Source organism: Bacteroides sp. A1C1 (genome assembly GCF_004328515.1).
Lineage (GTDB): Bacteria > Bacteroidota > Bacteroidia > Bacteroidales > Bacteroidaceae > Bacteroides > Bacteroides uniformis.
This window is the reverse complement of record NZ_CP036491.1, coordinates 4423229-4440229: the sequence shown is the minus strand read 5'-3', so window position 1 is coordinate 4440229 and position 17001 is coordinate 4423229. Positions and strand designations below refer to the sequence as shown.

The 17001-nt window shown below is 46.7% G+C and carries 16 protein-coding genes; 14 read left to right on the top strand and 2 right to left on the bottom strand.

Translation table 11 applies throughout. The features are described from left to right. Nucleotides 1-7 precede the first annotated feature (7 nt). The 6 genes from EYA81_RS18810 to thiD are packed head-to-tail and all read left to right on the top strand — an operon-like array spanning nucleotide 8 to nucleotide 5823. Entirely contained in the window at nucleotides 8-784 is a 777-nt protein-coding gene (locus tag EYA81_RS18810) for a thiazole synthase (protein ID WP_117599610.1), read from the top strand. Nucleotides 785-797: 13 nt separating this feature from the next. Next, nucleotides 798-2480, top strand: coding sequence for a phosphomethylpyrimidine synthase ThiC (thiC, locus tag EYA81_RS18805; RefSeq protein ID WP_131226377.1), 1683 nt, complete (start codon nucleotides 798-800; stop codon nucleotides 2478-2480). A gap of 20 nt (nucleotides 2481-2500) precedes the next feature. Then, nucleotides 2501-3634 (top strand): 2-iminoacetate synthase ThiH, encoded by a 1134-nt coding sequence (thiH, locus tag EYA81_RS18800; protein ID WP_117599608.1) that lies wholly within the window; start codon nucleotides 2501-2503, stop codon nucleotides 3632-3634. 35 nt (nucleotides 3635-3669) lie between these two features. Beyond that, nucleotides 3670-4365 carry a HesA/MoeB/ThiF family protein gene (locus EYA81_RS18795; RefSeq protein WP_117599737.1) on the top strand — a complete coding sequence of 232 codons (696 nt, stop codon included), beginning with the start codon at nucleotides 3670-3672 and terminating at the stop codon, nucleotides 4363-4365. A gap of 18 nt (nucleotides 4366-4383) precedes the next feature. Continuing rightward, nucleotides 4384-4980: a thiamine phosphate synthase gene (locus EYA81_RS18790; protein ID WP_131226375.1), complete on the top strand. Its 597-nt coding sequence runs from the start codon at nucleotides 4384-4386 to the stop codon at nucleotides 4978-4980. A gap of 21 nt (nucleotides 4981-5001) precedes the next feature. Further along, complete coding sequence (gene thiD / locus EYA81_RS18785) at nucleotides 5002-5823, top strand: bifunctional hydroxymethylpyrimidine kinase/phosphomethylpyrimidine kinase (RefSeq protein ID WP_131226373.1); 822 nt, start codon at nucleotides 5002-5004, stop codon at nucleotides 5821-5823. Nucleotides 5824-5845: 22 nt separating this feature from the next. On the opposite strand, the gene EYA81_RS18780 is transcribed toward thiD, so the two are convergent. After that, nucleotides 5846-6379: a DUF4476 domain-containing protein gene (locus EYA81_RS18780; RefSeq protein WP_242672399.1), complete on the bottom strand. Its 534-nt coding sequence runs from the start codon at nucleotides 6377-6379 to the stop codon at nucleotides 5846-5848. A 282-nt stretch (nucleotides 6380-6661) separates the two neighbouring features. Here EYA81_RS18780 and EYA81_RS18775 point away from each other — a divergent pair, with 282 nt between their 5' ends. The 4 genes from EYA81_RS18775 to EYA81_RS18760 all read left to right on the top strand — a co-directional run bounded on the left by EYA81_RS18775 (nucleotide 6662) and on the right by EYA81_RS18760 (nucleotide 11165). Next, nucleotides 6662-7783: a DUF362 domain-containing protein gene (locus EYA81_RS18775; RefSeq protein ID WP_131226371.1), complete on the top strand. Its 1122-nt coding sequence runs from the start codon at nucleotides 6662-6664 to the stop codon at nucleotides 7781-7783. 69 nt (nucleotides 7784-7852) lie between these two features. Beyond that, on the top strand, nucleotides 7853-8362 hold the full coding sequence (locus EYA81_RS18770) for an ECF transporter S component (protein ID WP_165491404.1): 510 nt from the start codon (nucleotides 7853-7855) through the stop codon (nucleotides 8360-8362). Nucleotides 8363-8625: 263 nt separating this feature from the next. After that, complete coding sequence (locus EYA81_RS18765) at nucleotides 8626-9435, top strand: patatin-like phospholipase family protein (RefSeq protein WP_131226370.1); 810 nt, start codon at nucleotides 8626-8628, stop codon at nucleotides 9433-9435. 32 nt (nucleotides 9436-9467) lie between these two features. Next, nucleotides 9468-11165, top strand: a complete 1698-nt coding sequence (locus EYA81_RS18760; RefSeq protein ID WP_117599603.1) for an alpha-amylase family protein — start codon at nucleotides 9468-9470, stop codon at nucleotides 11163-11165. Between the two features lie 104 nt (nucleotides 11166-11269). On the opposite strand, the gene EYA81_RS18755 is transcribed toward EYA81_RS18760, so the two are convergent. Then, the gene (locus EYA81_RS18755; protein ID WP_117599602.1) at nucleotides 11270-11500 is read right to left on the bottom strand and encodes a hypothetical protein; all 231 of its coding nucleotides are present in this window, start codon (nucleotides 11498-11500) and stop codon (nucleotides 11270-11272) included. Nucleotides 11501-11833: 333 nt separating this feature from the next. On the opposite strand from EYA81_RS18755, the gene EYA81_RS18750 reads away from it, so the two are divergent. The 4 genes from EYA81_RS18750 to EYA81_RS18735 all read left to right on the top strand — a co-directional run bounded on the left by EYA81_RS18750 (nucleotide 11834) and on the right by EYA81_RS18735 (nucleotide 16822). Continuing rightward, nucleotides 11834-12499 carry a DUF2461 domain-containing protein gene (locus EYA81_RS18750; protein ID WP_117966448.1) on the top strand — a complete coding sequence of 222 codons (666 nt, stop codon included), beginning with the start codon at nucleotides 11834-11836 and terminating at the stop codon, nucleotides 12497-12499. Between the two features lie 34 nt (nucleotides 12500-12533). After that, complete coding sequence (locus tag EYA81_RS18745) at nucleotides 12534-12980, top strand: YhcH/YjgK/YiaL family protein (protein ID WP_117966445.1); 447 nt, start codon at nucleotides 12534-12536, stop codon at nucleotides 12978-12980. 31 nt (nucleotides 12981-13011) lie between these two features. Beyond that, nucleotides 13012-15021: an alpha amylase C-terminal domain-containing protein gene (locus tag EYA81_RS18740; protein ID WP_131226368.1), complete on the top strand. Its 2010-nt coding sequence runs from the start codon at nucleotides 13012-13014 to the stop codon at nucleotides 15019-15021. A 139-nt stretch (nucleotides 15022-15160) separates the two neighbouring features. Continuing rightward, nucleotides 15161-16822, top strand: coding sequence for an IS1182 family transposase (locus tag EYA81_RS18735; protein ID WP_131225595.1), 1662 nt, complete (start codon nucleotides 15161-15163; stop codon nucleotides 16820-16822). Nucleotides 16823-17001: the final 179 nt, after the last annotated feature.

Below are 17001 nucleotides of genomic sequence, written 5' to 3'. Positions count from 1 at the left end.
TACTGACATGGAAAAATTAGTGATTGCGGGACGTGAGTTCAACTCCCGCTTGTTTTTAGGAACCGGAAAGTTCCATTCCGACGAAGTGATGGAACAATCCATCTTGGCATCCGGCACGGAAATGGTGACGGTGGCAATGAAACGAATTGAACTGGACAATAAGGAAGATGATATGCTGGTGCATATACAACATCCCGGCATTCAGCTTCTGCCCAATACCTCCGGCGTGCGCAATGCCGAAGAAGCTGTTTTTGCCGCACAGATGGCGCGTGAGGCTTTTGGCACGAACTGGCTGAAACTGGAGATACACCCCGACCCCCGCTATCTGTTGCCGGATTCTGTGGAGACGTTGAAAGCCACGGAGGAACTGGTCAAATTGGGCTTCGTAGTACTGCCCTATTGTCAGGCAGACCCCACACTGTGCAAGAGACTGGAAGAGGCAGGTGCCGCCACCGTCATGCCGCTGGGTGCTCCTATCGGCACAAACAAAGGACTGCAGACAAGGGATTTCTTGAGGATAATCATTGAGCAAGCCAATATCCCCGTAGTGGTGGATGCCGGTATCGGTGCCCCGAGCCATGCGGCAGAGGCTATGGAAATGGGCGCGTCGGCTTGCCTGGTGAATACTGCCATTGCAGTGGCGGGCGACCCCGTGGCCATGGCGGTAGCGTTCAAGCAGGCTGTAGAGGCAGGACGCATGGCATACGAAGCAGGTCTGGGCGCACAAACCGATAATTTTGTTGCGGAAGCCAGCTCACCGCTGACGGCTTTTTTGAACCTATAAAACTGACAATGCAATGAAGCAGAAGATAAAATTCCCCCGTTCTGAGAAAGTATATTTGCCGGGTATCTTGTTTCCCGAATTGCGCGTAGCTATGCGCAAAGTGGAACAAGTGCCCAGTACGAACTTCATAGATGGAGAAAAGGTGATTACTCCGAATCCTGAAGTGTATGTGTATGATACCAGCGGACCGTTCAGCGACCCTACCGTCGAAGTGGATTTAAAGAAAGGGCTGCCTCGCCTGCGCGAACCGTGGATACTGAAACGAGGCGATGTGGAGCAGCTTCCCGAAATAACGTCGGAGTACGGACGCATGCGCCGCGATGACAGGTCACTCGATTCTCTGCGCTTTGAGCACATCACCCTGCCCTACCGTGCCCTTCAAGGAAAATGCTGCACACAGATGTACTATGCCAAGCAAGGCATCATCACGCCTGAAATGGAGTATGTAGCGATTCGCGAGAACATGAACTGCGTGGAGCTGGGAATAGAAACACACATCACACCGGAATTTGTACGCCGGGAGATTGCCGCCGGACGTGCCCTGCTTCCTGCCAACATCAACCATCCCGAAGCAGAGCCGATGATTATAGGCCGTAACTTCCTGGTGAAGATAAATACCAATATCGGAAACTCCGCCACCACCTCCGGCATTGAAGAAGAGGTGGAAAAGGCTTTGTGGAGCTGTAAATGGGGAGGCGACACGCTGATGGACCTCTCCACCGGGGAGAATATCCACGAAACGCGCGAATGGATTATCCGTAACTGTCCCGTTCCGGTAGGTACTGTCCCCATCTACCAGGCATTGGAGAAAGTGAACGGCAAGGTGGAGGACCTCACCTGGGAAATCTACCGCGACACCTTGATTGAACAATGCGAGCAGGGAGTGGACTATTTCACCATCCATGCCGGTATACGCCGCCATAATGTGCATCTGGCCGAGAAAAGGCTGTGCGGTATCGTGAGCCGTGGTGGCAGCATCATGAGCAAATGGTGCCTGGTGCACGACCGCGAGAGTTTCCTTTACGAACACTTTGATGACATTTGCGATATTCTGGCACAGTATGATGTGGCCATCTCTTTGGGAGACGGACTGCGTCCGGGGTCTACGCACGATGCCAACGATGAAGCGCAGTTTGCAGAACTCGACACGATGGGCGAGCTTGTGCTGCGTGCTTGGGACAAGAATGTGCAGGCTTTCATCGAAGGTCCCGGCCACGTGCCCATGCACAAGATTAAGGAGAATATGGAGCGCCAGATAGAAAAATGCCACGATGCGCCTTTCTATACGCTCGGCCCCATCGTGACGGACATCGCACCGGGTTACGACCATATTACGTCTGCCATCGGCGCGGCACAGATAGGTTGGCTGGGTACGGCCATGCTCTGTTATGTCACCCCCAAAGAGCATCTGGCGCTGCCCGATAAGGAGGATGTGCGTGTAGGTGTCATCACCTATAAGATAGCCGCCCATGCTGCCGACCTGGCAAAAGGGCATCCCGGAGCACAAGTGCGCGACAATGCACTGAGCAAAGCGCGTTATGAATTCCGCTGGAAAGACCAGTTTGACTTGTCACTCGACCCGGAACGTGCGTTCAGCTATTTCCATGCAGGGAAGCATGTGGATGGGGAGTATTGCACGATGTGCGGACCAAACTTCTGCGCAATGCGGTTGTCGAGAGAATTAAAAAAGAAATAAATGGGAATTGATAGAACACTATGTTTTCAGACGAATTAGAACATATATCCTGGGAGGAAACCACGGCACGCATCCATGCCAAGACAGATGCGGATGTACGCCGTGCCCTCTCCAAAGAACATTGTAATGTAGAGGACTTCATGGCCCTCATCTCACCCGCCGCTGCTCCCTATCTGGAGACGATGGCACGATTGAGCAAGAAATACACCGAGGCACGATTCGGGAAGACCATCTCCATGTTCGTGCCTCTTTACATCACGAATTCCTGCACCAACTCTTGCGTGTATTGCGGTTTCCATATCAGCAACCCCATGCCGCGTACCATACTGACGGAAGAAGAAATCGTGAACGAATACAAGGCCATCAAGAAGCTGGCACCTTTCGAGAATTTGCTGTTGGTGACGGGAGAAAATCCGGCCAAAGCAGGCGTGCCCTACATAGCCCGTGCACTAGACCTGGCAAAACCCTACTTCAGCAATCTGAAAATAGAAGTGATGCCCTTAAAGGCGGAAGAGTATGCAGAGCTGAAAGAGCACGGCATGAACGGTGTGATTTGTTTTCAGGAAACCTATCACAAAGCGAATTACAACATCTACCACCCCCGCGGCATGAAGTCCAAATTTGAATGGCGTGTCAACGGTTTCGACCGTATGGGGCAGGCGGGCGTCCATTCCATCGGCATGGGAGTGCTCATCGGTCTGGAGAAAGAATGGCGGACAGACATCACCATGATGGCTTATCACCTGCGCTATCTCCAGAAGCATTATTGGCAGACGAAATACAGCGTCAACTTCCCCCGTATGCGTCCTTCGGAGAATGGCGGCTTCCAGCCCAATGTTATCATGAGCGACCGCGAACTGGCACAAGTCACTTTTGCCATGCGTATCTTTGACCATGATGTGGACATCTCCTACTCCACCCGCGAGCCTGCCGATATACGCGACCATATGGCAACACTTGGTGTGACAACCATGAGCGCCGAAAGCAAGACCGAGCCGGGAGGATATTACAGCTATCCGCAAACGCTGGAACAGTTTCATGTCAGCGACGAGCGCAAGGCTGTGGAAGTGGACAAAGCGTTGAAACGCCTGGGGCGCGAACCGGTGTGGAAAGATTGGGATGCGAGTTTTGATTTGAAGGCTTTCAAGAGATGAGTGGCCGAATACAGAACCTTAATAATAATGAACAAATGAACCGATATGCCAGACAAACGTCCCTCCCTGAAATAGGCGAAGCCGGACAAGAGAAACTGCGTAATGCCAAGGTGTTGATAGTCGGTGTGGGAGGATTGGGTTCTCCCATTGCCCTCTATCTGGCGGGAGCAGGAGTCGGAACGCTGGGATTGGTGGACGATGACCAGGTCAGCATCAGTAATCTTCAACGTCAGGTTCTGTATGCTGAAGCTGACCTTGGGCAGCCTAAACCTCTATGTGGCGCCCGTAGAGTGCAGGGTTTGAACAGCGATGTAAACGTGGAAGCGTACCCCTTCCGTCTGGACAAGAAGAATGCCGGGGAACTGATAAGGAACTACGATATAGTGGTAGACGGGTGCGACAACTTCGCTACCCGCTACTTGCTGAATGACGTATGCAACGCTTGGGGAAAGCCCTACGTTTATGGTGCCATTCAAGGCTTTGAAGGCCAAGTGTCCGTCTTCTGCTACGGTGAAGGTGCGAAAAACTACCGTGACCTCTATCCGGATGAAGAAGGGACACTGCTCATGCCGTCTCCGGACAAATCGGTTATCGGCGTAACCCCTGCCATTGTGGGTAGCGTAGAAGCCAATGAAGTATTGAAACTGATTTGCGGCTACGGTGAACCCTTGGTTGGAAAGCTATGGACGATTGATTTAAGGACCATGCAGTCGTATATTTTCTCATTATAGACAAACATCCATAAAGATATGAAGCTGATAGTCATTACCACGCCGCAATTCTTTGAAGGAGAAGCAGCGGCAGTTACCTCCTTATTCCAAAACGGTTTGGAAATACTCCACCTGCGCAAGCCGGGAGCTTCGGCAGAGGAGATGGGGAGTTTTCTTCAACAACTACCGATGGAATATATGCCGCGCATTGTCACGCATGAGCAATTCCAGCTGGCATCCGTTTTCGGTCTGAAAGGAATTCATCTGAACGGGCGCAATCCGCAGATACCGTCCGGATATAAGGGACACATCAGTTGTTCCTGCCACTCTCTTGAAGAAGTGTTGAAACATAAATCAGATTGTAACTATGTGTTCCTCAGTCCCATTTATGACAGTATATCCAAAGAAGGCTACTCTTCCGCTTACTCCTGCGATACCTTGAAGAAGGCACAGAAAGCTGGTATTATCGACTCCAACGTCATGGCATTGGGTGGCATCAGCCTGGAGCATCTTCCGGAAATAGCCGCTTTAGGTTTCGGAGGTGCCGTCCTGCTAGGAGACATCTGGCAGCAAGCGAAGGAAGATTTCATCCCCCACTTCCTCCACCTGAAACAGCTCTCCTCCCCCCTTCTTTAATTTTTAATTTTTAATTATCTCATGCTTCCCCCTATTATCCTTTCCATTGCCGGTTCCGACTGTTCGGGCGGTGCAGGCATACAAGCAGACATAAAGACCATTTCCGCTTTGGGAGGTTATGCCGCTTCCGTCATCACGGCTGTTACTGCACAAAACACACTGGGAGTACAATCGGTTTATCCGATACCTGCGGATATGGTTAAAGCACAAATCACCTCTGTTATGGATGATTTAAGGCCGGATGCCGTCAAGATAGGTATGGTACATGGTGCCAGTATTGTGACCGCTATTGTCGATTGTCTTCAGACTTATACTCTGGAGTGTATAGTCTATGACCCCGTCATGATATCGACCAGTGGACGGCGACTGATGACCGAAGAAACTATACAAGTCATTAAGGCGGAACTGTTTCCGCTATGCACCCTCATTACTCCCAACCTGAATGAAGCAAGCCTGCTTTGGGGGCGAACCATTGCCGGCACTGTGGAGATGCAGCAAGCGGCACAGGAATTATCCTGCAGATACAATACCGCTGTTCTCGTCAAAGGCGGACATCTGGAGGGCAATGACATGTGCGACGTGCTTTATTGTCGGCAACCTTCTGCCGGGGCTGACGTCCTGCCATCCGGATGCATCCTCTATTCCAATCCCAAAATAGAAAGCCGTAACCTGCACGGCACGGGGTGTACCCTTTCCTCTGCCATAGCTACATTTCTTGCCGGTAGCAGCAAACTCGATGAAGCGGTCTGCAAGGCTAAAGAGTATATCGGTACTGCGATAAACCGGGGGAAAAACATGGATATAGGGCACGGGAACGGTCCGCTATGGCACTTTCCCTTATAATGCGTTCCGACAAGCCTGCTCCTTAATAGCGTATACCCAGAATTTTCTTGGCGTCGTCTTTCTTGAACAGTGAATCAATGACGTCTAAAATCGCTTCGTAGTTTTCCGGGTCTACGATATTGGGAGCGAATATTCTGAGGACTTTCATCTTGTCGTCATCAAAAGTATATAGTGCCATCAAACTGGCACATTGCACACAGTTCAGACTGTTGTTTCGGGCAACGGTTCTCATCATTTCGATTTGATCATCCTTGAAAGGGCGGGACTTCACTTTTTCATAAAAATGCCGAAAGTCTTCGGGGTGCATCCCTCTGACGTAAACCGGGACTGGAGAATCAATCACTACTTCACAGGGAACAACCGGCAACGTACGTGGCTCTCCGGAGAATGAATCCATCGCAACGACTCTCCCACCTTCAAAAGTCACGACAATCTGAGTTCGGCTGATATTACTTTTACTGGACAGCACTCTGGAATATTCCCATTCTTCTATATCCCGGTCGAAGCGGCGATACTCGGGAGTTCCCAATATCTTGGTGACTTCCTGCCTGCTCATCCCTTTCTAAATACTGTTCAACACATCTGCCTTTGCATCATAAAACAAACTGGAACAACTGGTGAATCCCATCGTCATTACCAGTCCCACAATAATTAGTCTGATTGTCTTCATCTTATTAAGTTTTTAGTTGTAGCAAAGGTAGGTAGAAACATGGATAGACCTCTTATTATCCCCCTATTTGTCAAAAGGGATTTCCCTACTTTTTTTAGCCATATACCTATTAATATGGAAATAATCCGTTATTTTTGCAGATACTATCACTATAAACAGGTAAAACACATGGAAAAAGCAAAAGTATACTACTCTGACTTGCGTACTTCCCCTACATCCAATCTTTTGGATAAAATGGAACGCTTGCTGAAACGGGCAGGCATCGAGCAACTCCCTTTGAAGGATAGCTTTGCTGCCATCAAAATCCATTTCGGCGAACCCGGCAATCTGGCATACTTGCGTCCCAATTATGCAGCTCGAATGGCAACCCTGCTCCGCAGCCTGGGAGCCAAACCTTTCCTGACGGACTGCAACACACTGTATTCCGGTCGTCGCGCCAATGCCGTAGACCACTTGCAAAGCGCGATGGAGAATGGGTTCAACCCCATTTCGGCCCAGTGCCAGGTCATCATCGGCGACGGACTGAAGGGAACGGACTACCGCGAAATCCCTCTGAACGGAGAATATTGTCCGGCACCCAAAATCGGTACAGCGATAGCCGACGCCGATATTGTAATCAGTATGAACCACTTCAAGGGACACGAACAAGCCGGCTTCGGCGGTGCTTTGAAGAATCTGGGCATGGGATGTGCCAGTGTAGGCGGAAAGCTGGAACTGCACTGCGCTTCGCAACCCAAGATTGACGTAGAAAGCTGCATAGGCTGCAACATCTGCGTGAAGCACTGCGCACACGACGCTGTGCACCTCAATACCAGCCGCAAGGCAGAAATAGACTACACCAAATGCGTAGGTTGCGGACAGTGCGTAGCCCTCTGCCAGCACGACGGTGCCGTGATGGGAGCCGAAGATACTTCCGAACGCCTGAACTACAAGATTGCCGAATATGCCTTGGCTGTCGTTATGGGCAAGCCCCATTTCCACATCAGCTTCATCATGAACGTATCTCCCGAATGCGACTGCTGGAACCACAACGATGCCGCCATCGTGCCCGACCTCGGCATCCTGGCTTCGGCAGACCCGGTTGCACTGGACAAGGCATGTGCAGATATGGTCATCCAAGCCCCGATACTGCACGGCAACAATTGCCTCGCCACGGCACACGAGCACGATGACTTGTGCGGATGCGACAAATTCCACTTGATGCACCCCGACACGGACTGGCTTGCCGGGTTGCGCCATGCCGAGAAAATCGGATTGGGAACCATGAAATATGAATTGGTGAAGATTTGACTAAACCTTTTCTGTTTTAAACAGTCATACTAAAAATAGATTTGTCAATTAATGCATAATATTATACAAATGGAAACATCTGCAAAACTTTATTCCCTGCCTTTCGGCAACGTAAAGACCTATCTATTCGCCCTGCTGTTCGTGGCAGGAAACATCGCCTTGCTGCAACTCTGCCATCTGGTCCCGGCAGGCGGTCCGACGTTGCTTCCCATCTATTTCTTCACACTGATAGCTGCTTATAAATATGGTTTCAAGGTAGGTCTGCTGACGGCTATCCTGTCGCCGGTCATCAATCATCTGCTTTTTGCCATGCCTGCAGCAGCCGTGTTGCCGGCCATGCTTATAAAGTCCGGTCTGCTGGCCGGAGCCGCCGCTCTTGCTGCACGCAATGCCAAGAATATCTCTTTATTGGCATTGCTGGGCGTGGTTCTCTCCTATCAAATTATCGGTACGGCCTTTGAATGGGCGCTGTGCGGTAATTTCTTTCTGGCTGTGCAAGATTTCCGTATGGGCATTCCGGGCATGCTGATTCAGTGGTTCGGAGGATATGTACTGCTGAAAGCAATCGCAAAAAATTAAGCGTATATTCTCAAACAGTATCCCTTAATCCTAAAACTTTGTTCGCAAACTGCGGATACATATCCCCAGTTTGCGGATGTCTATCCCAAGCCTTGGGATAGACATCCGCAAACCATAAACAAACTTTTTCCCTAACTAAGAAAAACTTTCTCCTTAATAGAGAAGACTTTTCTCTTAATACTTTGAACTTTTTTCCGCTATTTTCCTTTCTCCCTACAATAAAATCATTAATTTCGTGCCGAACAATATATCATATTTTCAACATGGAGGTAGCAACGAACAACTGGTTCACTAAAAAATATCCGATAGGTTTTGCCTTGAGCGGCGGTTTCATCAAAGGCTTTGCCCATTTGGGTGCCATGCAATCTTTATTGGAACATGACATCAAGCCCAATATACTTTCCGGAGTCAGTGCCGGAGCCTTGGCCGGGGTATTCTACGCTGACGGCAATGAACCGCATCAAGTTCTTGACTACTTTGCCGGGCACAAGTTTCAGGACCTGACCAAACTGGTGATTCCCAAAGTCGGATTGTTTGAATTGGGAGAGTTCATCGATTTCCTGAAAAGCAATCTGAAATCCAAGAAACTGGAAGAACTGCAAATCCCTCTGATTATTACAGCTACTGACCTGGACCACGGACGTCTGGTACATTTCCATAAAGGGGACATCGCCGAACGCGTAGCAGCTTCGTGTTGCATGCCGGTATTGTTTGCCCCGGTCAATATAGACGGCACCCATTACGTGGACGGAGGCCTGCTGATGAACCTGCCTGTCTCTACCCTCCGCCGTATATGCGAAAAAGTGATTGCCGTGAATGTCAGCCCTCTGATGGCAACCAAGTATAAAATGAACATTGTGAGCATTGCCTTACGTTCCTATAATTTTATGTTCCGCTCCAACTCTTTTCCTGAACGCGAGAAGGCTGATTTGCTGATAGAACCTTATAACTTGGAGGGATACAGCAATACAGAGCTGGAAAAGGCGGAGGAGATATTCATGCAGGGATATAATACGACCAATGATATATTGGAACGTCTGCTCATAGACAAAGGCAGCATTTGGAAAGAATAAAATAACCATTCTATAACATAGAAAACAAAGAAATGAACGACGAAAACAAATTGATTATTTATCAAGTGTTCACCCGACTATTCGGAAACAACAATAACCACTGCATCAATAATGGCAGCATCACCGAAAATGGATGCGGCAAGATGGCTGACTTTACAGCCAAGGCGTTGGGAGAAATCAAGAAGCTTGGCGCTACACATATATGGTACACGGGCATCATCGAGCATGCTACGCAAACTGACTACCGCCGTCACAATATCCAACCCGACCATCCGGCCATTGTGAAAGGTAAAGCCGGATCTCCCTATGCCATCAAGGACTACTATGATGTCGACCCGGATCTCGCCAAGGACGTACCGGAGCGTATGAAAGAGTTTGAGAATCTGGTGCAGCGCACTCACCGTAGCGGTCTGAAGGTCATCATAGATTTTGTTCCCAACCACGTAGCCCGTCAATATCACTCGGATGCCCAACCGGATGGCACTTCACAACTGGGTTCAAACGATGATACCAACTATGCGTTCAGCCCATATAATAACTTCTATTATATCCCGAAATCGGAACTGCATGGCCAATTTGACATGAAAGGTGCAGCCACCGAACCTTATAGGGAATTTCCGGCAAAAGCTACCGGAAACAACCGTTTTGACGCTTATCCAAACATCACCGATTGGTACGAAACTATAAAGTTGAATTATGGAGTGGATTATCAGAACGGCGGAACTTGCCATTTCGACCCCATTCCCGACACATGGACCAAGATGCTGGATATCATGCTGTTCTGGGCGGGAAAGAATATAGACGGTTTCCGTTGCGATATGGCCGAAATGGTTCCCGTAGAGTTCTGGGAATGGGCAATCCCGCAGGTAAAGGAGCAATATCCCTCCCTGCTGTTTATAGCCGAAGTCTATAACCCGGGAGAATACAAGAATTACTTGTTCCGTGGCAAGTTTGATTATTTATACGACAAAGTAGGACTTTATGATACCTTGCGGGCTGTTACTTGCGGGTATGAATCGGCAACTGCCATCACCCGCTCTTGGCAAAGTCTGGGAGGTATAGAAAAACGCATGCTGAACTTTCTGGAAAACCATGACGAGCAACGTATCGCTTCCGACTTTTTTGCCAGTAACCCACGCAAGGCGATTCCGGCACTCATTGTGTCAGCCTGCATGAACACCAATCCGATGATGATTTATTTCGGTCAGGAGTTTGGTGAGCTGGGCATGGATAGCGAAGGTTTCAGCGGCCGGGACGGACGTACAACCATCTTTGACTATTGGAGTGTAGATACCATCCGCCGTTGGCGCAATGACGGCAAGTTCGACGGCAAGATGCTGACGGAGGACCAGAAACACCTATACAGCATTTATAAACGGTTGCTGACTCTTTGCAATGAAGAAAAGGCCATCTCTCAAGGAGCTTTCTTCGATTTGATGTATGCCAATGTCAACGGATGGCGCTTTAATGAACATAAGCAATATACATTCCTGCGCAAATTTGAGAGGGACCTGCTGCTGTTTGTCGTGAACTTCGACCATATCTCGGCAGACCTTGCCATAAATATTCCTTCTCATGCTTTTGACTTCCTGCAAATACCGCAGATGGATCAGTACAAAGCTACGGAGCTGCTCAGCGGAAAAGAAGAAAACATAAGTCTGCTTCCCTATAAGGCTACTAATGTGGCCGTCGAAGGATATGGAGGAAAGATACTTAAGATAAAGCTATAATGGGGGCACAACTCAGGTGATTTATTAGGTTTGGCACTAATTATGCAGAACAACACGGATTTCTTAATCGCTTCGCGGCTTTCCGCATAATCAGTGCCAAGTCTTTATTGGTTCTCTTCCATATATTCCTTCAGCCGATATAGCCGCGTGATGGCAGGATTATAAAAATCATCAGGATAATGTGCATCTATATCACTGAGGTTAGCTTGCACAAAACGTTTCACATCCACTATGTTCTCAGCATCAGACAATGTTACACTTTGAGGGAAAGATGTGCTCTTTGCCCAATCTATCAGCGCTTTAACGCTATCTTCATCAAATTTATATTCGGCCATATTCTACATTTTTTCTTGCAAAGATAGTGCAAACTGGATGCAGAATAAAATGACCCACCCATTTTTTATGCTAAAGTTATCCTCATCTGCATGAACAAAATCTCGATTTGTTGTGTTATATAAATGTGTTTTTCATAGTATTAGATATAAGATTAATTAAAAGAGACGTACCCGCTTGTGATAAGTAAGTACATCAAAAACAGAAGCGTCTGTTTGATTGATAAATGTGTAAGGAGCATCGGTTTACCAGAGCCGATGCTTTTTTTACCCTTCTTTGTAGCATGTTAGAAATATTATCCGTAAATTTGGCAGATAATAAGGAAAGAATATGATATGAATATCCCTGTTATATTTCAATTTTTGAAAGAACTGTCTGCAAACAACAATCGTGAATGGTTCAATTCTCACCGGGAACAGTATGAAGTAGCCCGCAGCGAGTTTGAAAACTTGCTTACAGTAATTATCTCCCGTATCTCTTTGTTTGATGAAAGCATCCGTGGCATAGAAGCAAAGGACTGTACATACCGTATTTATCGTGATACACGCTTTTCCGAAGATAAAACTCCCTACAAGACACATCTGGGAGGATATATCAATGCGAAAGGAAAGAAATCCGACCATTGTGGCTATTACGTGCATCTGGAACCGGGAAACTGCCTGTTGGCCGGTGGAAGTTATTGTCCTCCCTCGCCCTTGTTAAGAGCTCTGCGACAAGCTGTATACGATAATATGGATGAATTTCGTAGCATAGTGGAAGATCCCGCTTTCAAGCAATACTTCCCCATCATCGGAGAGAATTTTCTAAAAACAGCTCCAAAAGGATTTCCAAAGGACTATCCCTATCTGAAATACCTTCAGTGTAAAGAGTATACGGTTGCCTGCTGCCAGCCGGACAGCTTCTTTCTTGCTCCAGACTTTTTGGATCGTACAGACGACATCTTCAAGCAGATGAAGCGTTTTTCTGATTTTGTGAATTACACCATAGACGACTTTGAATAATTTACCTATATAACTAACTTAAAACATTTGAATTATGGTTGTAGACAGACTTGAAAACATAGAAAAATATACTTTGCTGCATCCTCTGTTTGAGCAGGCCATTGATTTTTTAAAATCACATGATTTGCACTCTTTGGAAATCGGCAAGACCGAACTGAAAGGAAAGGACTTGTTGGTCAATGTGGCTCAGACAAATCCAAAAGAAAAAGAGAATGCCAAACTGGAAACTCATAAAGACTATATTGACATTCAAATACCTTTGTCCGGTACGGAGATAATAGGTTATACCGCCGCCCAAGACTGCCTTCCGGTTGATGCTCCTTACAATGCGGAAAAAGACATCACTTTTTTTGAAGGACTGGCAGAGAGCTATATTGCAGTGAAGCCCGGAATGTTTGCTATCTTTTTCCCTCAGGACGGGCATGCTCCGGGTATTACTCCTAACGGTGTAAAAAAAGTAATTGTGAAAGTTAAAGCGTAAATTTATCAAATATCCAAAACTCATCCTCTATATGGAAACATTGAATTTAATCAAGAATGACCCATGGCTGGAACCTTTTGCCGATGCCATCAACGGACGTCATCAACATGCCATAGACAAAGAACTAGAACTGACCAATAAAGGAAAGTTAACCTTATCTGATTTCGCATCCGGATACCTCTATTTCGGTCTGCATCGTACTGACGACGGCTGGGTTTTCCGCGAATGGGCGCCTAACGCAACCCAAATCTTTATAGTCGGAACTTTTAACGGTTGGAAGGAAGAAAAGAAATACAGCCTGAAACGCAAGGCAAACGGCAATTGGGAAATCAAGCTTCCTGCTGATGCTGTGAAACACGGTGACTTGTACAAGCTGATGGTACATTGGGACGGCGGTTGCGGTGAGCGCATTCCTGCATGGGCTACACGTGTCGTACAAGACGAACAGACTAAAATATTCAGTGCCCAAGTTTGGGTTCCGGAGAAACCCTATAAAATGAAGAAGCGGGTTTTCAAGCCGTCTACAGATCCTTTGTTGATATATGAATGCCATATCGGTATGTCTCAGCAGGAGGAAAAGGTCGGTAGCTATAAGGAATTTCAAGAAAAGATTCTTCCACGTATCGCCCAAGAAGGCTACAACTGCATACAGATTATGGCTATCCAGGAACATCCCTATTATGGTAGCTTCGGATACCATGTTTCCAGTTTCTTTGCCGCTTCTTCCCGCTTTGGTACTCCGGAAGAACTGAAAGAACTGATTGATACAGCCCATAGCATGGGGATTGCGGTTATCATGGATATTGTCCATTCACACGCTGTGAAGAATGAAGTGGAAGGCTTGGGTAACTTTGCCGGTGATCCTAATCAATATTTCTATCCCGGTGGACGTCGGGAACACCCGGCTTGGGATTCACTTTGCTTTGATTACGGCAAGAACGAAGTTATTCATTTCCTGCTTTCTAACTGTAAATTTTGGTTGGAAGAATATCATTTTGACGGCTTCCGCTTTGACGGAGTGACTTCCATGCTATATTATAGCCATGGTTTGGGAGAAGCATTCTGTAATTACGGAGATTACTTCAACGGACATCAAGACGACAATGCCATTTGTTATCTGACACTTGCCAACAGGCTTATCCATCAAGTCAATGCCAAAGCCATTACTATTGCCGAAGAAGTATCGGGAATGCCCGGACTGGCGGCAAAATATGAAGATGGTGGCTACGGATTTGATTACCGTATGGCCATGAATATTCCTGATTATTGGATTAAGACAATCAAGGAGAAAATAGATGAGGACTGGAAGCCATCCAGCATGTTCTGGGAAGTGACCAACCGCCGCAAAGATGAAAAGACCATCTCCTATGCGGAAAGCCATGACCAAGCTTTGGTGGGTGACAAAACCATCATTTTCCGCTTGATTGATGCGGATATGTACTGGCACATGCAGAAAGGAGACGAAAACTATACCGTAAATCGCGGCATTTCTCTCCATAAAATGATACGTTTACTGACTGCGACTACTATCAACGGCGGTTATCTTAACTTTATGGGCAATGAATTCGGACATCCGGAATGGATTGACTTCCCCCGTGAAGGTAACGGTTGGTCATGTAAATATGCCCGCCGTCAATGGGATTTGGTGGACAACAAGAATCTGGCATATCATTATATGGGTGACTTTGATGCTGCCATGTTGGGAGTTGTAAAAAGCATAAAGAACTTCCAAGCTACTCCGGTCCAAGAAATATGGCATAATGACGGTGACCAGGTATTGGCCTATATGCGCAAGGACTTGATTTTTGTATTCAACTTCAACCCCAAGCAGTCTTTTACTGATTATGGTTTCTTGGTTCCTGCCGGAACTTATGAAGTTATTTTGAATACTGATAATCCAGATTATGGCGGTAATGGTTTAACGGATGATACCATCAAACATTTTACCATCCACGATCCGCTTTATAAAAAAGACAAGAAGGAGTGGCTGAAGCTTTACATACCGGCACGTACAGCTGTTGTACTGAGAAGAACTAAATAATCATTTCATAACATTAAAAAAGGAGGTTGTGTCAAAATGCTGACACAGCCTTTTTTTATGCGCAAAGCCCAGACTTTCTCAAGCCCGGGCTTTGTTATTACCCAAAGTTTTCGTATCTTTAGGCATAAAGTTTTTCGTTATGGCAAAGTTACATTTTCGTCCTTACATTCCCAACCAAACCGTTCTTTTTCCACAAAGAATTGATGAAAACATAGCTGCGAACGACCCGGTCCGCATCGTGAATGCTGTTATTGACAACCTCAATCTTGAGAGTTTCAAGAAGCTTTATAAGGAAACGGGCCGTTGTCCTTATCATCCTAAAATGATGCTTAAGGTGATAATCTACGCCTACATGAATAATATCTATTCTTGCCGTAAAATAGAGAAGCACCTCCTTCGTGACATTCATTATATTTGGCTTGCCGGTAATGAGCATCCGGATTTTATCACGATCAACCGTTTTCGTAACCGTGTAAAGGAGGAAATAAATAATGTATTTACCCAGTTGATTTTTGTCCTTGCCGATAAAGGTTTCATCAGCCTTGATGTGGAGTATATTGACGGCACCAAGATTGAATCCAAAGCCAACAAATATACTTTTGTCTGGCGCAAGACAGTCGAACGGAACCGTACGAGACTAATGGATAAAATCCGTATTCTCTTGGAGCAGGTGGATGAAACCATTGCACAGGAGAACTCTATAAAAGACACATCCGTGGAGTTTACTTCCTGCAGGCTCTCTGACATAGTGGATGAACTTAAAGAAGCCCTGGAACGCCAGCCTGCAACAAAGGATAAGGAAGAAAAGAAAGCCCTGCGCAAAAAGAAGAAGCAGGTCAGGGAACTTGAAGGGTATCGTGACAAGCTGATAGAATATGACAATCACCTTGATACCCTTGGAGAACGTAACTCCTATTCCAAGACCGATCCTGGTGCCACATTCATGCGCATGAAAGAAGATGCCATGAAGAACGGGCAGACCAAACCCGGATATAATCTGCAAATAGGTACTGAAAACCAATTTATCACAGACTTCCGTCTGTTTCCCAACCCTACCGATACACTGACCCTCATACCTTTTTTCCACTCTTTCCAGTACCGCTATAACCGTTTACCGAATATCTGCGTGGCAGACTCCGGTTACGGTTCGGAAGAAAATTACCGGTTCATGCAGGAGAATGGGATAGAAACCTTCATCAAGTACAATTACTTCCATAAAGAACAGCGTCCCCGTTATACTCCCAACCCGTTCCATGCCGAAAGTCTCCATTACAATGCCCAAGAGGATTATTACGTTTGTCCTATGGGACAGCACATGAACCGTATAGGAACCAAACGTGACAAGACAGCGAGCGGATACATCACCGAAAGTGCCCGGTATAAAGCAAAAAGATGCGAAGGTTGCCCTTTGCGTGGCAGTTGTTTTAAAGCTCGGGGGAACCGTATTATAGAAGTCAACCACCGATTAAATCAATACAAACGGCAGGCACGGGAAAGGTTGCTCTCAGAAGAAGGTATCAAGCATAGAGGCAGGAGGTGTATAGAACCAGAAGCTGTGTTTGGACAAATGAAATACAACATGGCATACAGAAGATTCCGGCATGTGGGAGAAGACAAGGTTACAATGGACTTTGCTTTCTTTGCTATAGCCTTTAATATCAAAAAAATGTGTGCTAAACAGATAAAAGAAGGAAAGGGGCTCATTACAGTTGCCAAATATTTGTTTATGGGACTATTTATAACCCGATATAATTGGAATATAGCAACTTGCTGCCAAATGCATGAGGAAAAAGTAGCATAGCCAAAAGAAAATATAGCAGAACTTAAAATATAAAAGAGGTTGTGCCAACGTTTTGACACAACCTCCTTTTTTATATAGGAGAGTCTTTTATTGGTAGTGTAAAATAAACTGTGTCACGCATTATTTATCTCTAGAAAACTCATCGGTCGGGGAACGGCCCGCGCCAAGGGGCGGGACCA